This is a genomic window from Microbacterium sp. 3J1 (genome assembly GCF_001049495.1).
Lineage (GTDB): Bacteria > Actinomycetota > Actinomycetes > Actinomycetales > Microbacteriaceae > Microbacterium.
In genome coordinates, this window is the sequence record NZ_CDWI01000001.1 from 1 (window position 1) to 22372 (window position 22372).

The window sequence follows — 22372 nt, forward strand, 5'->3', positions numbered from 1 at the left end:
CCCACCCTGTCTCGCTTGTCAAATCAGCGCGCCGCGCGGATCTTGGATCCGCTGCGCAGCCTGTGACAGCCGCAGAAGGGGTGGATCTCCCATCCTAGACGCAGGCGTCTGTTCTCACAAGTGAGAGGATCGGGAGGTGGTTCTCCGCTTGAGGGGGGTGAAGCTCTCGGCCTCTCCGCTTCCCTGTGGGGCGAACAAGTAATAAGTTACGGGGGTTCTGGGGTTCTGGCAAATCGGGGCAGCACCCCCGGGCGTGTCGTCTGACGCTGCTCATCGCGTTTGCCCAGGCCAGGCGGTGAAACCATCGTCGAGACCCGACCGCAGTACGATCACACCGTGCCGACGCCGCCGATTCCCACCCCGCCTTCGCGTCTACTCGCCCGGGTGCGCGCCGAGCTGGAGGCGCCCGCCTCAGAGGGCTCGGCGGACGCCGCGCCCTCGCATCCGGTCCCCCTGCCCTCGCGACTCGCGACGGCCGGCCTCGCCTGGGCGAGCGTCACCGCGGTCACATCGCTCGCCGGCATCCCCCTCTCCCCTGACCCCGAGCGCATCGCCCTCGCCTACCGCAGCGACCGGCTGCTCACCGTCGACGGGACCCCTCCCGACGTGTGGTCGGGATACTCCGGCTTCTGGCGCGCGACGGACGGGTGGATCCGGACGCACGGCAACTATCCTCACCACGCCGCGGCACTGCTCGCCGGTGTGGACCTGTCTGCCGGTGCGCGCGCCGACGACCTCCGCGCGGCGTTCGGGGATCGCACGGTCCACGACGCGATCGGCGCCATCACGCGAGCAGGCGGACTCGCCGTCGCCGTCCGCCCGGAGCATCCCGAGGTCGACCGTCGGCTCCGGGAGCAGCCACTGCTCTCCGTGACCCGGCTCGGCCCCGGCGCTCGACTGCGTCTCCCCCGCACCGACCTCTCGGTGCAGCGCCCACTCGCGGGCATCCGCGTCCTCGACCTCACCCGCGTGATCGCCGGCCCCGTGTGCACGCGCACCCTCGCGCTGCTCGGTGCCGATGTGCTCCGCGTCGATCCGCCTCACCGTGCCGAGCCCGAGTGGCAGCACTTCGACACCGGGCACGGCAAGCGCTCGACCGTCCTCGATGCGGCCACCGACGACTTCCGCACACTGCTCGCCGGCGCCGACGTCGTGGTGCTCGGGTATCGCCCGGGGGCGCTCGAACGCCTCGGCCTCTCCCCCGCCCAGCTCGCGGAGCGGCATCCGGGTCTGGTGATCGCACAGCTCAGCGCGTGGGGTCTCGACCATCCGCACCTAGCGGGCTTCGACAGTCTCGTGCAGGCGGAATCGGGCATCGCGATGATCGAGTCGCGCGACGGCGTGACGCCGGGCGCCCTTCCCGCGCAGGCACTGGATCACAGCGCCGGCTACCTCCTCGCCGCCTCCATCGTCGCGCTCGTCGAGCGCCGCCGGAGAGAGGGCGGCACCTGGTGGGTGCACACGTCGCTCCGTCGCATCGCCGCCGAGCTTCTGGGAATGCCGAGAACCCGCGACCCGCAACCCGAGCAGCCGTTCGAGACCTCGGCGCACAGCGCGAGGTTCCGCGTCGGCGTCCACGACGTGACGACCGCGCGGCCCGCGCTTCCGGGACTCGAGTTCAGCGCACCTCGGCCGTGGGGAGCTGATCCGCCGAGGTGGTGACCCGAGCGAAGCGGCGGAACAAGGGCACCGCGAGGCACAGCGCGATCGTGAGCACTCCCCAGAGGCCGCACGCCGGAGGGAGCATCCGGTATGCGAGGTGCTGGAGCGTGAAGTCGTCGTCGAACGGGCCGTACGAGAGGTAGCCGATGACGCCCGCCGTGATCAGGATCACCGGAAGCGACAGCCACCAGGCGAAGCGAACACCGTCGGGGACCGCGCGGACGACGGATGCTCGCGGCCGGGCACGATGGAGACGCAGCAGCGCCCAGATCCCGATCACGACGAGTCCGATCAGGCTCGACCCGTGCTGCAGCCACTTGTACCCGGTGAGCGGCCCCCACAGTTCGTCGAGAACCGGCATCGCGTCGACGCCCCATCGCCCCTCATGCGTGAACAGGTCCCAGGCGATGTGGGACACGACGCCCAGGACGAGCGATGCAGCGAGCCAGACGAGGAACCACCGTCGCCCTGACCCGAGCCCCACAGCGGACGCCGCCGCCGCCCGACCGGAATCCGACCAGTCCGTCGTCAGCCTCCGCGCCACGGCGAGCGGCGACAGCTCTCCGATCGCCGGCCGGAGCACCACCCGCCACAGCAGGAACAGCACGAAGGCGACGAGCGCGGTGACGGCGACGTTCCCGAACTCGTGCGTGAACGAATAGGGCAGGCCGGCTCCCCTGAGGAACAGCGGCAGATCCGGCGTCATCGCTCCGATCGCGATCGCCGACGCCACGAACGGCGTGCGGATGAAGGGCAGCGCGACCAGCGCGTGGCTCGGAGTGAACGGCATCCTGCACCTCCTGTCGAACGGCTGACACCGGAGAGCCTGACGGCGGCGGCTGGGAACGACCCGAGCCGCCGCCGCGCGGGCGATCAGGCGATGAAGACTCCGGCGAGAGTCTTCTTGCCGCGCCGGAGTACGGAGACCCCACCGGGCAGCGAGCCCTCGACCACTGCCGACTCGTCGTCGACGCGTTCGCCGTCGAGCGAGACACCGCCCTGGGCGATGGCGCGGCGCGCCTCCGACAGGCTGGACACGAGCCCCGTGGAGACCAGGACCTCGATGACCGGAGTGCCTGCGGCGACGGTGGCGTTCGGGAGTTCCTCGAGCGCTGTCCTCAGGGTCGAGGCATCGAGCGCGGTGAGGTCCCCCTGCCCGAACAGCGCCTCGGATGCCGCGATCACCGCCGCTGCGGCCTCGATCCCATGCACGGTCGACACGACCTCGAGGGCCAGCCGCTTCTGCGCCGCACGACGGAAGGGCTCCGCCTCGACGAGAGCCGCGTACTCCTCGATCTCCGCGCGGGAGAGGAACGTGAAGACCTTCAGTCGGTCGATCACGTCGGCATCGGCGGTGCTCAGCCAGAACTGGTACATCCGGTACGGACTGCACATCTCGGCGTCCAGCCAGATCGCGTTGCCCTCGCTCTTGCCGAACTTCGTCCCGTCGCTGTTCGTGATCAGCGGGGTGCCGATCGCGTGCACGGAGACGCCCTCGACGCGATGGATCAGATCGGTGCCGCTCGTCAGGTTGCCCCACTGGTCGGAGCCGCCGGTCTGCAGCACGCAGTCGTACTGGCGGTAGAGCTCGAGGTAGTCCATGCCCTGCAGGATCTGGTAGCTGAACTCGGTGTAGCTGATGCCCGCGTCCGAGTTCAGCCGAGCGGCGACCGCATCCTTCTTGAGCATGGTGCCCACGCGGTAGTGCTTGCCGATCTCCCGGAGGAAGTCGATGGCCGACAGCGGCGCCGTCCAGTCGAGATTGTTCACGATGCGCGCCGCGTTGTCGCCCTCGAAGCTGAGGTAGCGCTCGACCTGCCCCCGCAGGCGACCGACCCATTCCTCGACGGTCTCCCTCGTGTTGAGGGTGCGCTCGGCTGTGGGCCGCGGATCGCCGATGAGACCGGTCGAACCGCCCACGAGGCCGAGCGGCCGGTGACCGGCGAGCTGGATACGACGCAGGGTGAGCAGCTGCACGAGGTTGCCGAGGTGCAGGCTCGGAGCCGTCGGGTCGAATCCGCAGTAATACGTGATCGGGTCCCCGGCGAGAAGGGCGCGCAGCGCCTCCTGGTCAGTGGACACGTGGACGAGGCCGCGCCACAGCAGTTCGTCCCACACGTTCTCGAACGTGGGGTCGATCGCCGGCGGGGCGGTCGTCAGAGCGGAATTCGACACGCGGACCAGGCTATCAGCGGTGGATGCTCCACTCAGACGTGGGCGGCCCACCACACGAGGAAGGCCCCGCCGAGCCCGATCACCCAGCTCACGAGGCTGCCGACGAGGAAGTACTCCGCGCGGGCTCCGGTCTCGCCGTCGCGCGAGATCTCGGGAAAGCGCACGATGCCCTTGGCCGCCAGCATCGCGGCGAGGATCGGGTAGGCCGCGGCGAGCGTGAGGATCATGACGATCACTCGCTCGAGCGGACCGATGAGCCGCCCGCCCTTGAATCCCGCTCGCGGGTCGGGTGATGCGGCGGCGGTGACGGGCTCGGTCTCGGGTGCCTCTGTCGCGGGAAGCGGTTCCGGTCGACGCCGAGCGAGTTCGGCCGGACGCCAGGTGTGCTCGCCGTCGAGCGCCGCGCGGACGACGAGGTTGGCGGACTCGAGGAGGAACAGACCGGTGCCGACGGTGAGCACCGCGAGATCGAACGGGATGTCGCCGAACGGCGAGCGCAGGCTCCAGGTGGAGCCGATGAGACCGGCATCCGCTCGGGCACCGAGCCAGACGACGGCGCTCACGGCTGCCGCGCCGAGCAGCACCGCCGGCCAGAAGCCGAGCGGCGCGGTGCGCTCGGTGGGCATGCTCCACACCCACAGGGCGCCCACGACGAGAGCGGCGAGCATGGGGAGCAGGGCGTCGCTGACGCTGCCGAGCAGCAGAAGGATGATCGCCACCGTGAGGTAGCCGATCCACCGCCGTGGTGCGAACTGACGGACGAGGTCGGCGGCGCCGACCGCGAGCAGGAGGAAGCCGGCGACGATCACGAGGCGCCTCCGCGAAGCGCGGTCAGGCCTTCGAGCAGGGCGGCGCTTCCGGCGTTGCGCAGCGACTTCGAGACCGCCGGCTGGGTGATGCCCTCCTCCGCCGCGAGCTCGTGCTGGGATCGTCCCACGAGCCGCCCGTAGGTGAGTCGTCGTTCGCGCTCGTTCATCGCGCCCACCAGCTCGTCTCTCGCGAGCAGGTAGGCGTTGGACGCCGAGATCGTGGTCTCCATGACCTCATCCTGCCCCGGGGCTCCGACAATCCAGGTGCGTGTGCGCGGTACGGCGCGCGACTCCCTCGCGTGCACGGTCTCGATCGCGGCGCGGGCGGCGTACCAGCCGGGGCCGTCTGCGAGTTCGCCGTGCACCGAATCGACCGCTCGCACCTCGCCGATCCCGATGCCGAAGCGGAATGCGATCCCGTCGGGGAGCCGGAGCTGGATCATGAGGAGCGAGACGAGCGCGTCCGCGAGATCGCGGTACAGACCCTGCTGCTCGTCGCCGACTGTCGGCGTGAGTGGCTGCATCGCGAGCGGGAGGTCGCGTTCGACCTGCGCGATGGTCTCGTCGAGGACCCGCTGCGCCGCGCTCCGGTCGTCGAGCTTGCGAGAGCCCACGATGTCGGCGAGTACGGCGATCGTCATGTGATAACCGTATCACGAATAACTAGCGTTTATATCCTATTTGGTTATATCCTCGGGATATGCCTGAATCAGTCATCATCGCCTGGTCCGACGGACAGTGGACCCACGCCCCCGCATCCGCCACGCCGGTGCACGAATCCGCCGGTGTCGAACTCGATGTCACGGCCGTGGAAGGGAGCGACGCCTGGCGCCACACCGCGTACGGCTTCATCCACGACACCGAGCACGCCCTGCTCGCGCCGCTCGCGGTCGGCGACGCCATGGAGGTCACGTTCCGCGCCCCCTGGGACGGTCAGTTCGACCAGGCGGGCGTCTTCGTGCAGACGGACGACGAGCACTGGATCAAGGCCGGTGTCGAATACGCCGACGGGCACCTCGGACTCGGTGCGGTCGTGACCGCGGTCCGATCCGACTGGTCCGTCGGATACGTCGACGACTGGCTCGACAGCGAGATCAGCGTGCGGGTGAGCCGGTGGGCGGATGCCGTGATCGTGCGCGCACGTGCCGGCGACGGCGCCTGGCGTCTGGTGCGCGTCGCGCCGTTCGACGGCGCGGCGACCGCATCCGCCGGTCCGTTCCTGGCCGCGCCCACCCGCGCCGGCCTCACGGTGCGCTTCACCCGGTGGTCGCGATCCGCCGCAGACGCCGACCTGCACTGACGATCGACCGTCGATCCCCGCCCGTCACAGACCGAGGGCGTGGGCCGCGGCCTGTGCCCTCGCGACGAGCTCGGCGCGCTGCTCGGCGACCCTGACCGGGGCGGTGCCGCCGGCGCCGGTGCGCGACGCCACCGAGCCCTCGATCGTCAGGACCTCCCGCACCTCCGGCACCAGGTGCGGCGACACCGAGAGCAACAGCTCGTCGGATGCATCCTCGAGCCCGATGCTCTGCTCTTCACAGGCCCGCACGAGGGCGCCCGAGATCTCGTGCGCATCACGGAAGGGCACGCGTCGCTTGACGAGCCACTCCGCCACATCCGTCGCGAGCGAGAAACCCTGCGGCGCGAGCGCTGCCATCCGCTCGGTGTCGAAGCGCAGCGTAGCGATCATGCCCGCGAAGGCCGGAAGCACGACCTCGAGCGTCTGCACCGAGTCGAAGACCGGCTCCTTGTCCTCCTGGAGATCGCGGTTGTACGCGAGCGGCAGGCCTTTGAGCGTCGCGAGCAGACCCGACAGGTTGCCGATGAGCCGGCCCGACTTGCCCCGGGCGAGCTCCGCGATGTCGGGGTTCTTCTTCTGCGGCATGATGCTCGACCCGGTCGAATAGCTGTCGTGCAGCGTCACGAAGCCGAACTCGCGCGTGTTCCAGAGGATGATCTCCTCGCTCAGACGCGACAGGTCGACGCCGGTCATCGCGGCGATGAAGGCGAACTCCGCGACCACGTCGCGCGCGGCTGTGCCGTCGAGGGAGTTCTCCGCCGGGCGGTCGAGGCCCAGCTCGGTCGCGACGAGCGCGGGATCGAGCCCCAGCGTCGACCCGGCGAGCGCTCCTCCCCCGTACGGCGAGACACCGGCGCGGCGGCGCCAGTCGACGAGCCGCTCGAGCTCGCGCACCAACGGCCAGCCATGGGCCTGGAGGTGGTGCGCCAGCAGCACCGGCTGCGCATGCTGCAGATGGGTGCGCCCGGGCAGGATGGCGTCGGGGTGTGCCTCGGCCTGAGCCACGAGCGCGTCGATGACGCGGAGCAGATCGCGGGCGATGACCCGCGCGTGATCGATCAGGTACATCCGCACGAGGGTCGCGATCTGGTCGTTGCGACTGCGACCCGCACGCAGGCGACCCCCGAGCTCGGGACCCACTTCTGCGATCAGCGCCTGCTCGAGCGCACCGTGCACGTCCTCGTCCGACGGAGCGGGGGCCAGGGTCCCGTCCGCGACCTTGCGCGCCAGAGCATCCAATCCCGCATGCATCCGCTCGGCCTCATCCGGCTCGAGGTAGCCGGCGGCGGCGAGCGCCGTCGCGTGCGCATGCGATCCCGCGATGTCGTAGGGCGCGAGCACCCAGTCGAAATGCGTCGACCGACTGAGCTCGGCGAGTTCCGGCGACGGACCGCTCGCGAACCGGGCGCCCCAGAGAGCGCCTTCGTTGGTGGCGTCGTTCTTCGAACCGGTCATCACGCGTCCTTCTTACCGAGCAGCCATACCAGCAGAGCCTTCTGCGCGTGCAGCCGGTTCTCCGCCTCGTCCCATACGACGCTCTGCGGTCCGTCGATGACATCCGAGTCGACCTCGTACCCGCGGTCGGCGGGGAGGCAGTGGATGAAGATCGCCTCAGAATCGGCGATCGTCATCGTCTCGGGCGTCACCTTGTAGCTCCCGAGGTCGCGGATGCGGGCGAGCTTCTCCTCCTCCTTGCCCATCGAGACCCAGGTGTCGGTGACGACGACGTCGGCACCGGCCGCAGCCTCGACCGGGTCGGTGAGAAGGGTGATGGATCCGCCGGTCTCGGCGGCGCGGCGATCGGCCGCCTCGACGACGTCGGCGCGCGGCGCGTAGTGCTCGGGTGACGCGATGCGCACATGCATGCCGGCGGTGACGCCGGCGAGCGCGTACGAATGGGCCATGTTGCTCTGACCGTCGCCGAAGAACGTCAGGGTCAGTCCCTTGAGATCACCCTTGTGCTCGCGGATCGTGAGCAGGTCCGCGAGCAGCTGGCACGGGTGGAAGTCATCGGACAGCGCATTGATGACGGGCACCGTCGTCCCTGCGGCCATCTCCTCGAGACCCGCCTGCGCGTAGGTGCGCCAGACGATGGCGGCCACCTGGCGCTCGAGCACCCGAGCGGTGTCCGAGGGGGTCTCCTTCCCGCCCAGCTGGCTGCTGGCGGTCGAGATGATCAGCGGAGAGCCGCCGAGGTCGGCGATGCCGACGGCGAAGGACACGCGCGTACGGGTCGACGACTTGTCGAAGATCACCGCGACGGTCTGCGGACCGGCGAGGGCCTTGTTCGCCCAGCGGTCCTTCTTCAACTCGAGGGCGAGATCGAGGATCTCCGCCTGCTCTGCGGGGGTCAGGTCATCGTCACGCAGCAGGTGGCGGGTCACAGTTCGGCCTTTCCGGAGGAGGTGAGAGATGTCGCGACGTCGGCCAGAGCGGCCGCGAAGAGCTCGCGGAACTCGGCGAGCTCGGCGTCGCCGATCGTGAGGGCGGGCGCGATGCGCACGGTCTCGGGATTCGCGGCGTTGACGATGAGTCCGCGCTCCTGCGCGGCGGCCACCACATCGCCGGCCACGGGAGCCGACAGTGCGACGCCGATGAGGAGTCCGCGCCCGCGCACCCCGGTGACCAAGGGCGAACCGAGACCGAGGATGATGTCACGCAGCTCGTCGCCGCGTCGAGCGGCGTTCTCGACGAGTCCTGCGCTCTCGATCTCGGTGAGCACCGCATCGGCGACCGCCGTGGCCAAGGGGTTGCCGCCGAACGTCGAGCCGTGCGATCCGGGCGTGAACAGGGAGCTGGCCGCGCCGTAGGTGACGAGCGCGCCGATGGGGAATCCGCCGCCGATGCCCTTGGCCAGTGTGATCGCATCGGGGGTGATGCCCTCGTGGCTGAAGCCGAACCAGGCTCCCGTGCGACCCGCGCCGGTCTGGATCTCGTCGACGATGAGCAGGGCTCCGTGCTTCAGGGTCAGCGAGCGCGCTGCTGCCAGATACCCCTCAGGCAGCTCCACGACTCCCGCCTCGCCCTGGATGGGTTCGACCATCACGGCGGCGACACGGTCGTCGATCGCCGCCTCGAGCGCCTCGATCGTGGCGGGGATGTGCTCCACTCCCCCGGGCATGGGCTCGAAGGGCGCCCGCATCGACTCCTTGGCGGTCAGGGCGAGTGAGCCCATCGTCCGGCCGTGGAAGCCGTTCTCGAGCGCGATGATCCGCGGCTTCTCACTGCCGCCGTGCAGACGGGCGAGTTTGAATGCCGCCTCGTTCGCCTCGGCGCCCGAGTTCGAGAAGAACACGCGTCCGTCGAGCCCGGCGCCGGCGAGGCGCTTGAGCCGCGCGGCGAGCGCGAGCTGCGACGGGGTCGCGAAGTAGTTCGAGACGTGCGCGAGGGTCGCAGCCTGCGTGGAGACGGCCTCGACGAAGACGGGGTGCGCGTGCCCGAGCGATGTCACGGCGATCCCGGCGAGGAAGTCGAGGTGCCGTGTGCCTTCGGAGTCCCACAGGTACGAGCCCTCACCGCGGATGAGGAGCGCGAGACGGCGTCCCGCGTTGAGGATCAGGTCGCTCTCCGCGTCATCCTGCCAGTTGCTCATGCTTTCGTCCCTGCGCTTCCCACGACCACTTCTGTTCCGATCCCCTTGCTGGTGAAGAGTTCGACGAGCACCGAATGCGGTACGCGTCCGTCGATGATGGCGGCGGCATCGACGCCGCCCTCGACCGCATCCAGGCAGGCCCGCATCTTCGGGATCATCCCCGATTCGAGACCCGGCAGCATCTCGATGAGATCCTCCGACGTCAGGTGCGACACGAGCGAGTCGCGGTTGGGCCAGTCGGCGTAGAGCCCCGGCACGTCGGTGAGGATCACGAGCTTGCGTGCACCGAGCGCGATCGCGAGCGCTGCAGCCGCGGCATCCGCATTCACGTTGAGCGACTGTCCGGGGTGATCGAGGTCGGGTGCGATGCTCGACACCACCGGGACCCGGCCGGCGGCCAGGTGATCGAGCACGGGTGTGGGGTCGACCTCCACGACGTCGCCCACTCGTCCGAGGTCGATCTCCTCGCCGTCGACGACGACTCCGCGGCGGCGCCCGCCGAAGAGACCGGCGTCCTCGCCGCTCAATCCCGTGGCGATGGGTCCGTGCGAGTTGATCTTCGACACGAGCTGCGGATTCACCTGACCGGTCAGCACCATGCGCACCACGCTGATCGCCTCGGTGTTGGTGACCCGGTATCCGCCCTTGAACTCGCTGGGGATCTCGAGACGCTGCAGCATGTCGGAGATCTGCGGACCGCCGCCGTGCACGACCACCGGCTGCACTCCGACATACCGCAGGTACGCGATGTCCTGCGCGAAGGCCTCCTGCAGCTCGTCGGAGACCATGGCATTGCCGCCGTACTTCACGACGACGATCTGATCGCGGAACCGCTTGAGCCATGGCAGCGACTCGATCAGCGTCTGCGCCTTGACCGCCGCGACGTCGGGCGTGGTGTCCTGGATGTCGGTCATGAGGCGTAGGCGCTGTTCTCGTGCACGTAGTCGTGGGTGAGGTCGTTCGTGAGGACCGTCGCGGTCGCCTCGCCCACCTTGAGGTCGATGACGAGGTGCGTGGCGCGCGGAGACAGGTCGACCTCCTCGCGCGGGCGGTCGGGTCCGCCCTCGCTGCAGACGCGCACGCCATTCATCCACACATCGACGTCGTAGGGGTCGAACTGCGCGGAAGTCGTTCCGATCGCCGCGAGAACGCGCCCCCAGTTCGGGTCGTTCCCGAAGATGGCGGCCTTGAACAGGTTGTTCCGAGCGACCGAGCGGCCCACCTCGACGGCCTCCGCCTCGGATGCCGCGTGCTGCACCTCGATCGTGATGTCGTGGCTGGCGCCCTCGGCGTCCCCCTGCAGCTGGACGGCGAGGTCCTGGCACAGCTCCCGCAGCGCGGCCGAGAACTCCTCGAGGTCGGGCACGACCTCGGAGGCCCCGTTGGCGAGGAGAGTGACCTGGTCGTTGGTCGACATGCAGCCGTCCGAGTCCAGGCGGTCGAAGGTCGTACCCGTCGCGGCGCGCAGCGCGGCATCCGCCTCGAGCGGCTCGAGGACGGCATCCGTCGTGATGACGACGAGCATCGTCGCGAGGCCGGGCGCGAGCATGCCCGCGCCCTTCGCCATGCCGCCGATCGTCCACCCGTCGCGGCTGACGACGGCGGTCTTCGACACGCTGTCGGTCGTCATGATCGCTTCTGCCGCGAGCGCACCGCCGTCGGCGGACAGAGCGGCGACGGCCTGCTCCGTACCGGCGAGGACCTTGCCGCGGAACACCTCGTCGCCGACGCCGATGAGTCCGGTCGAGCAGACGAGCACGTCTCCCGCGCTGATGCCGAGCAGTTCGGCCGCCTTCTCGGCGGTCTGGTGCGTGGTCTGGAATCCGAAGCTCCCGGTGAAGCAGTTGGCTCCGCCGGAGTTCAGCACGACGGCCTCGACGACCCGGTCGGCGACGGCCTGCTGCGACCAGATGATCGGGTTGGCCTTGGCGCGGTTGCTGGTGAAGACGGCGGCGCCGACTTTGCGTGGCCCGCGGTTGACGACCACCGCGACATCGGGCTTGCCGGTCGACTTGAGGCCGGCGGAGACTCCGGCCGCCTCGAATCCTGCGGGGGCGGTGACGCTCACGGCGCGACTCCGTTCACTGAGAGTGCGCGGGACTCGGGCAGCCCCAGCGCGAGGTTCATGGACTGGACGGCGGCTCCGGCGGTCCCCTTGACGAGGTTGTCGACAGCGGCGACCACGGTGACGCGGCCCGCGGCACGGTCGATGGCGAGGCCGATCAGCGCGGTGTTCGCACCGAGCACGTCCGCCGTGCGGGGGAACTCGCCCGCGGGGAGCAGCTCGACGAAGGTCTCATCGCCATAGGCCTCCTCCCACGCCGCACGGATCTCGGCGTCGGAGGCATCAGCCGCGATCGGGGCGCTGGAGGTGGCGAGGATTCCCCGCGACATGGGGACGAGGATCGGGGTGAACGAGATGCGGATGCCGTCGGCCTCGCCGCCGGACGCGGCGGCGAGCGCCTGCCGGATCTCCGGGATGTGGCGATGCGTGCCGCCGACGGCGTACGGGTTGGCGCTGCCGAGGATCTCGCCCGCCAGCAGGTTGGTCTTCAGGCTCTTGCCCGCACCCGACGGACCGACGGCGAGCACCGACACGATGTCCCCGGGGTCGATCACGCCCGCCGCGACACCAGGTGCGAGGCTGAGACTCACGGTCGAGGCGTTGCACCCGGGCGCGGCGATGCGCGTCGCTGCGCGCAGTGTCTCGCGCTGTTTGACCCCGCCGACCAGCAGCTCGGGGACGCCGTACGCCCACGGTTCGTGGAACGCGCCGCCGTAGAAGTCGTCCCACGCTCCCTGCGAGGTCAGGCGGTGGTCCGCTCCCGCATCGATCACGAGCGGCGTCTCGCCGAGCGCATCCGTGTACTGACCGGACTGCCCGTGCGGCAGGGCCAGGAACACGATGTCGTGCCCGGCGAGCGTCTCGGGGGTGGTGTCCTGCAGCGTGAGGCGGGCGAGCGATCGCAGGTGCGGCTGGTGCTGGATCAGCGGCTGCCCGGCGTTCGAGTGGGCCGTGACGGTCCGGATCTCGATGTCGGGATGATCGGCGAGAAGGCGCAGGATCTCGCCGCCCGCATAGCCGGATGCGCCGGAGACGGCGACGGAATACGTCATGCTTCTACCTTAACGGTCGGACCCCTCGTCGAACTCGGGGGTGCAGTGTCGGGAACCGGGGCGGCGACGCCGGCACTCGACCGCCGCGCATACGCAGGCAGAAGCGCAGGGTCGCCTAGAGTCGGCGGCCGCTGCGGCGTCGGCGCACGGCGATGACGCTCGGAGCGAGCATCAGAGAAGCGGTGGCGGCCGAAGGCATGCCGCGACGATAGCGCGCTCGTCGCGGCATGCGCAAATCCGGGCCGTCATCCGCACGGCAGCGGGCGTTCCTGAGCGAAGAACGCGCGCTCGTGCGCGCTGGAGACCACGAAGGCGCGGAGCATCCTCCGGCGTCCCTCGGCATCGGCCCGCGCGGCTGCACGCGTGACGTGATCGATCGCCTGCTCCGTCGCCTCCTCGAACGCCGGATCGGCATAGGTCGCGAGCCACGAGGCGTACGGGTGCGCCGGGTCGCGGACGCCGTCGCCGAACTCCCCCGCATGCAGGCGTCTGCCGAGATCCGTGTAGATCCAGAAGCACGGCAGCACCGCCGCGATGAGTTCCGAGTACACCCCGCCGAAGGCCACCGAGCGCAGATGGTCGAGGTAGGCGACGGTCGCCGGAGCGCGGGCTGCGGCGAAGGTCGAAGCACCCACGCCCGCCTCCGGAGTCAGCCAGGACGCGTGCAGTTCGAGCTCTCCGATGATGGACCCCTGTGCCGCGTGCGCCCAGAACGCCTGTTCCTGGGGAGTCGGAGCCAGCCGCGAGGCCTCGGAGAGCACGCGCGCGTACTCCCGGAGGTAGAGAGCATCCTGCCCCAGATAGAACAGGAACGCCTCCCGCGGGAGCGTCCCGTCTGCCAGAGCACCGATGAACGGCAGCTCGTCGATCTCGGCCCGCACCTCGGCGATCTGCTGCCACCAACCGTCTCGGAGCTCTTCCGGAGCGGGCGCCGTCTCGAGACCGCCGCGTCTCCAGAGCCCGCCGAGATGATCGATCGGCCCGTGCCCTCCGCCGACGCGTAGCGAGTGGCCCGTCCGCAGCGCCTCCCGCACCCACGATCGCGCCGAGGCGACGGCGTCGACGGATGACTCCCCCCTCGCGAGGCGCGTCGCCAGGGCCGACGAGAGCGAGCATCCCGTGCCGTGCGTGTTGCCGGTGGCGATGCGAGCGCCGGCGAACTCGCGCCGGAGTCCGCTCGCCGCGTGCACCAGCGCATCCGGAGCCTCGTCGCCGTCGAGATGGCCGCCCTTGACCAGCACCGCTGCACCCATCCGGGCCGAGAGTTCGTCGGCGGCGTCGAGGGCCGCATCCCATCCGTCGACAGGACGCCCGGTGAGCACGGCGAGCTCTGCGAGATTCGGTGTCACGACGTCGGCACGCTCGAGCAGTCCGCGCAGCGCCGTCTCGGCCTCCGCATCCAGCAGCCGATCGCCGCTGGTCGCGACCATGACAGGGTCGAGCACGATGATGGGCGGTCGCACCGTGTCGAGCCATTCGACCACCGTGCGGATGACGTCGCTGTTCGCGAGCATCCCGATCTTGACCGCGTCGACGACGATGTCGTCCGAGACGGCATCGAGCTGTTCGCGCAGGAAGTCGGCGGGAGGGACATGCACCGCGCGCACACCCCTGGTGTTCTGGGCGGTGAGAGCGGTGACCACCGCCATGCCGTATCCGCCGTTCGCCGCGATCGACTTCAGGTCGGCCTGGACGCCGGCGCCGCCGGACGGGTCGCTGCCCGCGATGCTCAGGACCCGCGGGACGCCGGCCGCCCGCCAGCGACGCACGAACTCCGTCGCGGTCCTCGTCGGATCATCGGCGGCGCAGAGTGCGGAGACCACTGCGAGTCCTGCAGCACCCGCGTCGTGGAGCGCCTCGGTGTCGTCGACCGTGACCCCTCCGATCGCCACACACGGGAGCGGACTGGCTGCAGCGAGCGCCGCGAAGCCGTCGATGCCCAGCGCGGGAGGATGATCCGGCTTCGTCGCGGTGGGGCGGATGACGCCGACACCCAGATAGTCCACCGTGCCCGGCGGCAGCGCCAGCACCGCATCGAGATGCTCCCGGGTGTTCGCGGTGAGTCCGACGATCGCGTCCACACCGAGCGCCTCGCGCGCCCGCAGCACCGATGCGTCTCCCTGACCGAGGTGCACGCCGTCGACGCTGGCACCGCGATCGCGGGCTGCGAGAGCCGCGTCGAGACGATCGTTCACGACGAGCAGCGCCCGCCCGTCGATCACCCGGGAGAGTTCGAGGAGCTGCACGGCGATCTCGGCATCCGTCGCCGTCTTGTCCCGCAGCTGGACGATGCGGACGCCGCCGTCGACAGCCTGACGCACCGTCTCGACGACACCCCGCCCGCCCGTGCGCTCCCGATCCGTGACGAGGTACAGGGACAGATCGGCGATCACAGCGCCCGCTCCTCGACACGTGCAGCGGCAGCCAGCTCGTGCGGCTGAACGGCCGCGAGTGCGTCGAGAAGTCCGACGGCGAAGCTGCCGGGGCCGGACGCCCGAGCCGCGGCATGCTCGGCGGCGATCGTGTAGACGAGGCTCGCCGCCGCCACCGCCGTGAGCGGTGCGATCGCCGACGGGCGCGCGGCGCCGAGGAATGCCGCCATGACGGCGCCCAGCGCGCATCCGCCCCCCGTGACCCGGGTGAGGAGCTCATGCCCGTTCGCGATGCGCACCACCCGGTCGCCGTCGGTGATCAGATCGACCGGCCCCGAGACCGCGACGACCGCACCGTGCCGCGCGGCGAGCGCCAGCGCCGCGTCGGCGGCGGCATCCGTCGTATCCGTGGCATCGACCCCGCGTCCGCCCGCGCTCACTCCGGCGAGTGCGAGGATCTCCGACGCGTTGCCTCGGATCGCCGTGGGCCGCCGGGCCACCAGGTCGTGCGCGAGCGCGGTGCGCACCGGCAGCACGCCGATCGCGACGGGGTCGAGCACCCACGGTGTGCCGACCGACGCCGCGCCGTCCGCCGCCTCGAGGGCCGCCGCCCGCTGCTCGGGTGCCGGGGTTCCCAGGTTGATCAGCACCCCTGACGCGACGCCCGCGAAGAGTCCCGCCTCGCCGACGATGTCGACCATCGCCGGTGCCGCTCCGAGAGCGAGCAGCACGTTGGCCGTGAAGCCCGTGACGACGCTGTTCGTGATGCAGTGTGTGAGTGGCGGCGCCTCCCGCACCGCGGACAGGAGCTCGGCAGCCGAAGCCACGAGGGTCGAATCGGACTCTGGACGCAGACGATCGCTCATTGCGACATCCCTTCGCTAGTACGAACTAGATCAGGTTCGACGGGTCTGTTCTCAGCCGCGGATGCGGCACCCCGTGTCACTGCTCGCAGTCTAGCGACGCCCGTCGGTCGGTCGGGCGATGCCGCCGTACAGGTCTCGGTCTCAGGCCGCGTCGTTCCGCCTCACGCTCTCAGCGGTGCGCAGCCGGGCCGGAGCGCAGTCTCGTCACGCGAGCAGGCGCAGGAGCTCCCGTTCCTCGTCGCGGGTGAGGCCGGCACGTCTCGGACGGTCGACCCCGCGTGCGTCCTCGTCGACGATGACCGCCTCGATGGTGTCCTCGACGGACCGCAGTTCGCCCCCCGCGGCGCGATACGCCCGATTCGACCGGGTCATGAAGCCGGTCATCTCGACGGGCAGCCACAGCGGAAGAGATCTGGCCCCGGCCCAGTGAGCGACGCCGTGCTCGAGCAGCCAGTCATCGCCCGCGACGACGACCTCGCCGCGGTGTCGAGCGGCTTCGCGGACGGCGGCCAGCACCTCCTCCAGCGGATGCGCGTCGCCGATCGCATTGACCGCGCCGGTGGCGGTCGTCGTGGAGATGAACGCCGCGAGGTCCTCGACATCGATGACCTGCGTGCTGCGGCCCTCTGCACGCGGCACGAGCACCGGGTCGTCCGCCGCGCGGAGGAACGCGGCCGCCCAGTAGCCGAAGCGGTCGCTCGGGTCCCCGTCCCCCACGATGAGACCCGGCCGGACGACCAGGGCGCGATCGCCGAGCGCTCGCACCGCCTCTTCGGCGGCGACCTTCTGCGGCCCGTACTCGTACTCGTCGCCTGCACGGGCCGGCGGATGCAGCGGCGACGACTCGTCGGCGCCGGTGGTCTCGTCGTCGGAGTACGCCGACACCGACGAGACGTACGTCCATCGAGCGGCACGGTCTCCGAGAGCGGCGACCGCCCCGCTGACGTGATCCGCCCGGGAGGAGATGTCGACCACGTGATCCCAGTCGCGGCCGGACACCATGTCGTAGGCGGTCGGATCGTCCCGGTCGGCGATCACGAGGCTCGCGCCCTCCGGCGACGGCCTGCCGCCCCGGGCGAGGCACATCACGGTCGCTCCGCCGACGAGGAGCCGTCGGGCCACGCGACCGGACAACCAGCCCGTTCCGCCGAGGATCAGCACATCTGTCATGCGCTCATGCCACCAGCATCCGCCCAGGAAGGGAAGGGGCTTCCGCTCGCCCCTGCACCGGGGTACGCGGACTGCATCCGAACAGGATGCAGTCCGCGTACCGGCCGGGGTCAGTCGCGGATGGTCGCGCCGAAGCGCTGAGCGGCGACCTCGACGCCGGCGAGCTTCGCATCGGTCGCCTCCGCTGCGGTCAGCGTGCGATCGTCCGCGCGGAAGCGCAGTGCGAAGGTGAGGCTCTTGCTCCCCTCGGGCAGCCCGTCGCCTCGGTAGTCGTCGACGAGGCGCAGCGACTCCAGCAGAGCTCCCGCGCCTTCGACGAGCGCCGCCCGCACCTCGCCGGCCGGGACGTCGGCGCCCACGACGAGCGAGACGTCCTGCGTCGCCGCGGGGAAGGTCGACAGCGATGCCGCGACGGATCGATCACCGGCGAGTCCCAGGATGCCGTCGAGGTCGAGCTCCACGACGGTGGCGCGGCCGGGCAGGTCAGCCTCGGCGGCCACGTCGGGATGCAGCTCGCCGACGTAGCCCACCTCGACGTCGCCGACGACCAGCGCACCGGTGCGTCCGGGGTGGAGTGCCGCCCGCTGCGTCTGGACGACGTCGATGTCGACGCCGACGGCCGCCGCGATGACGCGGACCGCATCGAGCGCCTCCGACAGGCCCGTCGCCTCGGCTGACCGACCCGGCTGACGCGGGATGACGTTGCCGGTGAGCAGCAGGGCGACATGGTTGTGCTGCGGCGGGATCGACGCGTTCAGCTCCGCGAGCGTCTCGTCCGACGGGCGGACACCGAGCGGCGGCACCGCGTCCGTGCCGTAGTCGACACCGGGCTCCGGCAGGAACACGGTTCCCGTCTCGAACAGGGCGAGGTCGGTGAATCCGCGCGAGATGTTGCGGTGCGCGATCTGCAGCAGACCAGGCACGAGCGAGCGCCGCAGGAACGGGGCGGAGCCGTCGAGCGCGTTCGCCAGGCGGATGCTGGGCAGGTGCTCTCCCGATGCGGACCCGTGCAGGTCGTTCTCCGTGTCGGTCGTGAACGGGAACGACGGCGTCTCGACGAGTCCCGCTGCGGCGAGAGCGTTCGCCACCCGGCGACGCCCCTGCTGGAACGCGGTGAGGCCTCGGCCGGACGGCGGGGTCGGCAGCACCGACGGGATGCGGTCGAGACCGTGGATGCGGGCGACTTCCTCCGCCAGCGACCATCGATCGGTGAGATCGGGGCGCCAGGTGGGCGGGATGACCGTCCACCCTGCATCCGTGCCGGTCACCTCGGCTCCGATCATGGTCAGGGCGTCCTCGATCTCGACATCGGTGTAGTCGACGCCGATGAGGCTTTGCACGAAGCCGCGCGGCAGCTCGATGTCCGCGACGAACACCTCGGAGAACAGCGCGCCGCCCTCGTCGGTGAGCGTGCCGCCGGCGAGCTCGACCATGAGGTCGGCCGCCCGACGGGCCGCGACGAACGGGACCAGCGGATCCACGCCGCGCTCGAAGCGCTTGGAGGCCTCGCTCGGCAGCTTGTGGCGGCGTGCCGTGCGTGCGATGGTGACCGGGTCGAAGGTCGCCGCCTCGATGAGGACGTTGCGCGTCGAGTCGCTCATCTCCGTGGTTCCGCCGCCCATGACGCCGGCGAGGCCGATCGGCCCCGACTCGTCGGTGATGAGCAGGTCCTCGACGTGCAGCCTCCGCTCCTGCCCGTCGAGCGTCGTCATCTTCTCGCCCGGGGTCGCGCGTCGCACGATGATCCCGCCTGCGAGCCTGTCGAGGTCGTATCCGTGCAGCGGCTGTCCGAGCTCGAGCATCACGTAGTTCGTGATGTCGATCAGGATGCCCAGCGAGCGCATGCCCGCGAGCGACAGCCGAGCGATCATCCACGGCGGGGTCGGGCGGGCAGGGTCCACGTTCCGCACGACGCGCGTGACGAACTCGCTCGCGCCGACGCGACCGCGCACCGGGGCCGCGTCGTCCACGACTGCCGTGTGGCCCGTTCCCGGCTGCAGCTCGGCGAAGTCGCGCTCCGCGGGGTCGCGGAATCTCGCTCCCGTGGCGTGCGAGTACTCGCGCGCCACACCGCGAAGGGAGAATGCGTAGCCGCGGTCGGGCGTCACGTTAATCTCCACCGCGACGTCGTCGAGACCGAGCAGGCTGATCGCGTCGGTGCCCACGGGAGCGTCGATACCGAGGTCGGCGAGCACGAGGATGCCGTTGTGCTCGTCGCCGAGGCCCAGCTCGCGTGCCGAGGCGATCATGCCGTCGGACACGTGTCCGTACGTCTTGCGGGCGGCGATCGGGAAGGGACCGGGAAGCACGGCACCGGGAAGGGTCACGACGACCTTGTCGCCGACGACGAAGTTGTGGGCTCCGCAGACGATTCCGCGGACTCCGCCGTTCGCCTCGCCCACGTCGACCTGGCACCAGTTGATGGTCTTGCCGTTCGACTGCGGCTCGGGCTCGAGAGAGACGACCTGTCCGACGACGACGGGGCCCGTGATGTCGAAGCGGTGGATGTCCTCCTCCTCGAAACCGACGGACACCATCGCCTCGAGCACATCCTCCGGCGTCGCATCCGCTGCCAGATCGACGTACTCACGCAGCCACGAAAGCGGGACGCGCATCACACCACCATCCCGTACTGCTCGCTGAAACGGACATCGCCCTCGGCCATGTCCCGCATGTCCTGCACATCGCTGCGGAACATCAGTGCGCGCTCGACGCCCATGCCGAACGCGAAGCCGCTGTAGACGTCGGGATCGATCCCCGCCGCACGCAGCACGTTCGGATTGACCATGCCGCAGCCGCCCCACTCGATCCAGCGGGCGCCGCCCTTGAAGGTCGGGTGCCACAGGTCGAGCTCGGCCGACGGCTCGGTGAAGGGGAAGAAGTTCGTGCGAAAGCGCGTCTTGGCCTCGGGGCCGAACAGCTGACGTGCCACGTGGTCGAGCGTGCCCTTGAGGTGCGCCATCGAGATGCCCTTGTCGATGACGAGGCCCTCGAACTGGGTGAACACGGGAAGGTGCGTCGCGTCGAACTCGTCGGTGCGGTAGACGCGTCCGGGGCACAGCACGTAGATCGGCAGCTCGCGATCGAGCATCGAGCGCACCTGGACGGGGCTCGTGTGGGTGCGCATCACCAGGTGACGCGATGTCGGATCGACGTAGAACGTGTCCTGCTCCTGGCGGGCGGGGTGGTCGACGTCGAAGTTCAGGGCGTCGAAGTTGAACCACTCGTGCTCGAGCTCGGGGCCTTCGGCGATCTCCCATCCCATGCCGACGAAGATGTCGGAGATCTGCTCGCTGAGGAGAGTGAGCGGATGCCGGGCGCCGACGCGCGAACGGGATGGGACCGCGGTGATGTCGACGCGCTCGGCCTCGAGCCGGGCGGCGACCTCTGCAGCGGCGAGCTCGGCCTCCTTGGCGGCGAGCGCCTGGGTGACGCGGCCACGCCCCTGGCCGACGAGCTTGCCGAACGCGGCTTTGTTCTCAGGCGCGACCTGGCGCATCGAGGCGTTGAGCACGGCGAGCGGAGAGCCGTCGGCGACATGTGCGGCGCGAGCGGCTTTCAGTTCGGTCGTATCGGCGGCTGCGGCGATCGCCTCGAGGGCTGCCGCGACGGCGGATTCGACCGCTTCCGGGGTGATTTCGGGAGACTCAGACACGAGAGTCGAGTCTACCGGCGCGAGGCGGTCGCCCCGCGCCGGTGGACCTCACTTCGGATCGGAACTGTCCAGCCCGCCGACACCGCCGGTGCCGCCGAACCCGCTCCCCCCGCGCTGCAGGGTGATGAGCTCGGTATCGGTGCCGTCGCCGTGCTGGCGAGGATCCTCTGCCGCATGGATGGCCTTCACCTTGGGCGAGCGCCGCGTCTGGATCTCCACCCACTTCGCGATGCCCGACAGGATGAGGCACATGATGATGTAGATGCCGCCGATGACGAAGGCGGACTGGAGGATGGGACGACCCTGCTGCGACGTGAGCTGCTTGGCGTAGTACAGCAGTTCCGGATAGGTGATGATGAAGCCGAGAGCGGTGTCCTTCATCGTCACGACCAGCTGGGCGACGATCACGGGGAGCATCGCCCGGATCGCCTGGGGCAGCAGGATGAGGCGCATCACGCCGCTCTTGCGCAGTCCGATCGCGTAGCCGGCCTCCTTCTGACCCCGAGGCAGCGACTCGACGCCGGCTCGCAGCACCTCTGCCAGCACGGAGCCGTTGTACGCCATCAGCGCGATCACGACAGCCCAGTACGGATCCATCTTGATGCCGACCACGGGAAGGCCGTAGTAGAGCAGCATCATGAACACCAGCACCGGGACCGCACGGAAGAGCTCGGTGATCGCGGTCACAGGGATGCGCACCCAGGCGTGCTCGGAGAGTCGACCGATCGCCAGCACGAACCCGAGGATGACGCTGAGGACGGCCGCCAGAGCGAACGCGGCGAGCGTGTTGCCCAGGGCCTTGAGGATGCCCATCCACACGTTGGAGAACGTGAACACGAACCACTTCTCGGCCGAGAACTGGCCCGTCTCCGCCATGCGGTAGACGATGAAGCCGACGGCCGCGAGGACGAGGACGATGGTGGCGACGGCGATGAGCCGGTTGCGGGCGATCGCGCGCGGTCCCGGGACGTCGTACAGTACGGAGCTCATCGCGCGATCCTCCAACGGTTCTCGAGATATCGCTGCAGCCAGCTCAACAGCAGCACCAGGGCGACGAACACCACGGCGACCCAGAGGAGGACCTCCATGGGATTGCCGGGGCGGTCGGCCGAATCGTTGATGGTCGATCGCAGAGCAGCGAGCTCGGCGACGGAGAATCCGGCTGCGACGGTCGTGTTCTTGAGCAGCGCGATGAAGACGCTCATCATCGGCGGTACGACGGAGCGGAATGCCTGCGGCAGGATCACGAGTCCCATCACCTGGCCGAAGGGAAGACCGATCGCGCGCGCGGCCTCGGCCTGGCCCACGGGAACCGTGTTGATGCCCGCCCTCAGGACCTCAGCCACATACGTGGCCGTGTAGATGCCGATGGCGAGGATGCCGAGCACGAGGTTCGACAGATCGGGCAACCCGAGTTGCGGGTACCCGAAGACGAAGAAGAAGAACACGAGGGTGAGCGGGGTGTTGCGCACGGTGTTCACGTAGACCGTGCCGACGCCGCGCGCGATGGGCACCGGGGATACACGCATCGCCCCGACGATCAGGCCCAGGATCAGCGCGATGATCCCGCCTGCGAAGAACACGATCAGCGTGTTGCTGATCGCCTGCCCCCACAGATCGAGGTTGCCGAAGATGACGTCCACGCCACCCTCCC

At 70.0% G+C, this 22372-nt stretch carries 19 protein-coding genes and 1 riboswitch; of the genes, 2 read left to right on the forward strand and 17 right to left on the reverse strand.

Annotation, left to right across the window (positions count from 1 at the left end; translation table 11 throughout):
- The first annotated feature begins 336 nt into the window (after positions 1-336).
- On the forward strand, positions 337-1662 hold the full coding sequence (locus BN2660_RS00005; RefSeq protein WP_255304797.1) for a CoA transferase: 1326 nt from the start codon (positions 337-339) through the stop codon (positions 1660-1662).
- On the opposite strand, the gene BN2660_RS00010 is transcribed toward BN2660_RS00005, so the two are convergent.
- From BN2660_RS00010 to BN2660_RS00025, 4 genes are all read right to left on the reverse strand, one after another.
- Positions 1619-2452, reverse strand: coding sequence for a DUF4184 family protein (locus BN2660_RS00010; RefSeq protein ID WP_091225685.1), 834 nt, complete (start codon positions 2450-2452; stop codon positions 1619-1621). The two genes, BN2660_RS00005 and BN2660_RS00010, sit on opposite strands and share 44 nt — an antisense overlap.
- Before the next feature lie 83 nt (positions 2453-2535).
- On the reverse strand, positions 2536-3837 hold the full coding sequence (gene tyrS / locus BN2660_RS00015; protein ID WP_091225687.1) for a tyrosine--tRNA ligase: 1302 nt from the start codon (positions 3835-3837) through the stop codon (positions 2536-2538).
- Between the two features lie 32 nt (positions 3838-3869).
- On the reverse strand, positions 3870-4646 hold the full coding sequence (locus tag BN2660_RS00020; protein WP_091225689.1) for a hypothetical protein: 777 nt from the start codon (positions 4644-4646) through the stop codon (positions 3870-3872).
- Positions 4643-5287 carry a SatD family protein gene (locus BN2660_RS00025; RefSeq protein ID WP_091225690.1) on the reverse strand — a complete coding sequence of 215 codons (645 nt, stop codon included), beginning with the start codon at positions 5285-5287 and terminating at the stop codon, positions 4643-4645. The genes BN2660_RS00020 and BN2660_RS00025 overlap by 4 nt, the downstream gene beginning before the upstream one ends.
- 59 nt (positions 5288-5346) lie before the next feature.
- On the opposite strand from BN2660_RS00025, the gene BN2660_RS00030 reads away from it, so the two are divergent.
- Entirely contained in the window at positions 5347-5946 is a 600-nt protein-coding gene (locus BN2660_RS00030; protein WP_091225693.1) for a DUF1349 domain-containing protein, read from the forward strand.
- A gap of 24 nt (positions 5947-5970) precedes the next feature.
- On the opposite strand, the gene argH is transcribed toward BN2660_RS00030, so the two are convergent.
- From argH to BN2660_RS00095, 13 genes are all read right to left on the reverse strand, one after another.
- Positions 5971-7401, reverse strand: coding sequence for an argininosuccinate lyase (gene argH / locus BN2660_RS00035; protein WP_091225696.1), 1431 nt, complete (start codon positions 7399-7401; stop codon positions 5971-5973).
- Positions 7401-8330 (reverse strand): ornithine carbamoyltransferase, encoded by a 930-nt coding sequence (gene argF, locus BN2660_RS00040; RefSeq protein ID WP_091225699.1) that lies wholly within the window; start codon positions 8328-8330, stop codon positions 7401-7403. Before argF ends, argH begins: the two co-directional genes overlap by 1 nt.
- Complete coding sequence (locus BN2660_RS00045; RefSeq protein WP_091225701.1) at positions 8327-9538, reverse strand: acetylornithine transaminase; 1212 nt, start codon at positions 9536-9538, stop codon at positions 8327-8329. The genes argF and BN2660_RS00045 overlap by 4 nt, the downstream gene beginning before the upstream one ends.
- The gene (argB, locus tag BN2660_RS00050) at positions 9535-10452 is read right to left on the reverse strand and encodes an acetylglutamate kinase (RefSeq protein WP_091225704.1); all 918 of its coding nucleotides are present in this window, start codon (positions 10450-10452) and stop codon (positions 9535-9537) included. Before argB ends, BN2660_RS00045 begins: the two co-directional genes overlap by 4 nt.
- Positions 10449-11606 carry a bifunctional glutamate N-acetyltransferase/amino-acid acetyltransferase ArgJ gene (gene argJ, locus BN2660_RS00055; RefSeq protein WP_091225706.1) on the reverse strand — a complete coding sequence of 386 codons (1158 nt, stop codon included), beginning with the start codon at positions 11604-11606 and terminating at the stop codon, positions 10449-10451. Before argJ ends, argB begins: the two co-directional genes overlap by 4 nt.
- Complete coding sequence (argC, locus tag BN2660_RS00060) at positions 11603-12655, reverse strand: N-acetyl-gamma-glutamyl-phosphate reductase (RefSeq protein ID WP_091225709.1); 1053 nt, start codon at positions 12653-12655, stop codon at positions 11603-11605. Before argC ends, argJ begins: the two co-directional genes overlap by 4 nt.
- A 245-nt stretch (positions 12656-12900) precedes the next feature.
- Positions 12901-15048: a bifunctional hydroxymethylpyrimidine kinase/phosphomethylpyrimidine kinase gene (thiD, locus tag BN2660_RS00065; RefSeq protein ID WP_091225711.1), complete on the reverse strand. Its 2148-nt coding sequence runs from the start codon at positions 15046-15048 to the stop codon at positions 12901-12903.
- A complete protein-coding gene (gene thiM / locus BN2660_RS00070) occupies positions 15045-15893 on the reverse strand; it encodes a hydroxyethylthiazole kinase (protein WP_091225713.1) in 849 nt (282 codons plus the stop codon). Before thiM ends, thiD begins: the two co-directional genes overlap by 4 nt.
- A riboswitch (TPP riboswitch) is annotated at positions 15884-15977 on the reverse strand. Its footprint overlaps the gene before it by 10 nt.
- Positions 15978-16097: 120 nt before the next feature.
- Positions 16098-17063: an NAD-dependent epimerase/dehydratase family protein gene (locus BN2660_RS00075; protein ID WP_091225716.1), complete on the reverse strand. Its 966-nt coding sequence runs from the start codon at positions 17061-17063 to the stop codon at positions 16098-16100.
- A gap of 110 nt (positions 17064-17173) precedes the next feature.
- Positions 17174-19678: a phenylalanine--tRNA ligase subunit beta gene (pheT, locus tag BN2660_RS00080; protein ID WP_091225718.1), complete on the reverse strand. Its 2505-nt coding sequence runs from the start codon at positions 19676-19678 to the stop codon at positions 17174-17176.
- Positions 19678-20718 (reverse strand): phenylalanine--tRNA ligase subunit alpha, encoded by a 1041-nt coding sequence (pheS, locus tag BN2660_RS00085; RefSeq protein ID WP_091225720.1) that lies wholly within the window; start codon positions 20716-20718, stop codon positions 19678-19680. Before pheS ends, pheT begins: the two co-directional genes overlap by 1 nt.
- 48 nt (positions 20719-20766) lie before the next feature.
- A complete protein-coding gene (locus BN2660_RS00090) occupies positions 20767-21708 on the reverse strand; it encodes an amino acid ABC transporter permease (RefSeq protein ID WP_091225722.1) in 942 nt (313 codons plus the stop codon).
- Complete coding sequence (locus BN2660_RS00095; protein WP_091225724.1) at positions 21705-22361, reverse strand: amino acid ABC transporter permease; 657 nt, start codon at positions 22359-22361, stop codon at positions 21705-21707. The genes BN2660_RS00090 and BN2660_RS00095 overlap by 4 nt, the downstream gene beginning before the upstream one ends.
- Positions 22362-22372 lie beyond the last annotated feature (11 nt).

What these genes read in the sequence shown, in the direction of transcription:
- BN2660_RS00010 (WP_091225685.1), bottom strand. Translation starts at nt 2,452, where the DNA reads ATGCCGTTCACTCCGAGCCACGCGCTGGTCGCGCTGCCCTTCATCCGC.
- BN2660_RS00025 (WP_091225690.1), bottom strand. Translation starts at nt 5,287, where the DNA reads ATGACGATCGCCGTACTCGCCGACATCGTGGGCTCTCGCAAGCTCGAC.
- BN2660_RS00030 (WP_091225693.1), top strand. Translation starts at nt 5,347, where the DNA reads ATGCCTGAATCAGTCATCATCGCCTGGTCCGACGGACAGTGGACCCAC.
- argH (WP_091225696.1), bottom strand. Translation starts at nt 7,401, where the DNA reads ATGACCGGTTCGAAGAACGACGCCACCAACGAAGGCGCTCTCTGGGGC.
- BN2660_RS00045 (WP_091225701.1), bottom strand. Translation starts at nt 9,538, where the DNA reads ATGAGCAACTGGCAGGATGACGCGGAGAGCGACCTGATCCTCAACGCG.
- argB (WP_091225704.1), bottom strand. Translation starts at nt 10,452, where the DNA reads ATGACCGACATCCAGGACACCACGCCCGACGTCGCGGCGGTCAAGGCG.
- argC (WP_091225709.1), bottom strand. Translation starts at nt 12,655, where the DNA reads ATGACGTATTCCGTCGCCGTCTCCGGCGCATCCGGCTATGCGGGCGGC.
- thiM (WP_091225713.1), bottom strand. Translation starts at nt 15,893, where the DNA reads ATGAGCGATCGTCTGCGTCCAGAGTCCGATTCGACCCTCGTGGCTTCG.
- BN2660_RS00075 (WP_091225716.1), bottom strand. Translation starts at nt 17,063, where the DNA reads ATGACAGATGTGCTGATCCTCGGCGGAACGGGCTGGTTGTCCGGTCGC.
- pheT (WP_091225718.1), bottom strand. Translation starts at nt 19,678, where the DNA reads ATGCGCGTCCCGCTTTCGTGGCTGCGTGAGTACGTCGATCTGGCAGCG.
- BN2660_RS00090 (WP_091225722.1), bottom strand. Translation starts at nt 21,708, where the DNA reads ATGAGCTCCGTACTGTACGACGTCCCGGGACCGCGCGCGATCGCCCGC.